The sequence below is a fragment of the Motilimonas pumila genome, assembly GCF_003596335.1.
Classification (GTDB): Bacteria; Pseudomonadota; Gammaproteobacteria; order Enterobacterales; family CBDFNC01; genus Motilimonas; species Motilimonas pumila.
Genome location: NZ_QZCH01000105.1, coordinates 1 through 1,119, shown reverse-complemented (window position 1 = coordinate 1,119; position 1,119 = coordinate 1). Strand labels below are relative to the sequence as shown.

The 1,119-nt window shown below is 41.8% G+C and carries 1 protein-coding gene; it reads right to left on the bottom strand.

What is annotated here, in order from left to right:
• Window positions 1-310: 310 nt before the first annotated feature.
• Window positions 311-676 carry a hypothetical protein gene (locus tag D1Z90_RS20720; RefSeq protein ID WP_119912657.1) on the bottom strand — a complete coding sequence of 122 codons (366 nt, stop codon included), beginning with the start codon at window positions 674-676 and terminating at the stop codon, window positions 311-313.
• Between the last annotated feature and the right edge of the window lie 443 nt (window positions 677-1,119).

Below are 1,119 nucleotides of genomic sequence, written 5' to 3'. Positions count from 1 at the left end.
ATGGACTCGTTGCGGTACAAGCGAAGTGGCATTTTGACTTTCAAGCCAACACAATAAAACATCGCAGAGTGCTTTCCCTACCCCGCTTAGGGAGGGAAGCCCGGAGCCATAGGCGATATCAAATTCACGAGTCCCAATATCAATGGGCAATACTGGAATATCAGCGGCTCACGCACAACGCTGGACTGGGGAAATTATGAGGGGATCCGTCAGCGCCCCAATAAGGGGCTAAAAATTGTTTGCTAAAATGTGTAGCGAAGCGAAACCGAGCAAACTGTTTTTAGTCCCGCTTGATTGGCTTGTTAGTTGCCTATTTTACGTATGTAAGGTTACCATCAACAAAACCTACAGCAAACCCTTGAGCTTGTTGAAGTTTAACTACATTTTCTGAATTAGCGTTGAGATATTGTTTAGCCATAGAAACAATATTTTCTTGCGCCGACTCCCATGAATTACCGAATAATGAATTTGAAACTGAAATAAACCTGTTTTCAGGAATCCAGTCTTCATTACATGCCCAGCCCTCATCTTCGAGATCAAATTCATTTGAACCGACAATTTCAATATTAAAAGGAGATTCATATATATTGATATTAAATGCGATAATTTCGTTTGGAATACTTTCATTCAATTGCATGTCAATCCAGCTTATGAAGTCCTCAATATTGTGAATCATTCACCATACTCCGTTTGGCAACTAACGCCGTTTTAAGCGGCGAGTAACAGCTTGCTAAAATGTGAAACGAAGTGGAACCGAGCAAGCTGTGTCACGAGTCCGACTTGAAAACCTTGTTAGAATGGCGGACCTACACCACATTCATAACTCAATTAAAACACTCTAACTTAATGCTTTCTCAAGTAAAACCCAAAGACACCGCTATCGTGAGATACCGAAGAAAAACAGAAAGAGTTTAAGCGGTGAGCCGTGAAGTTAGACGATTTCTTTTACACTCTCTCAAGTTAATTGCCGCAGTATTGATCTAGCTGACAACAGAAAAGTTGTTGATGCGGCACTCGAATCCCTAAAATGAACCCCGCCTTCTAACGCCCGCCTCAACTGCAGGCAAAAAATGGCGATTGTTTTGCCGGGTTTATGGCAAAAGAAGTGACAGTTTTGAC

Bases quoted from the DNA above. Each gene is read 5' to 3' on its own strand.
- D1Z90_RS20720 (WP_119912657.1), bottom strand. From the start codon at position 676: ATGATTCACAATATTGAGGACTTCATAAGCTGGATTGACATGCAATTG.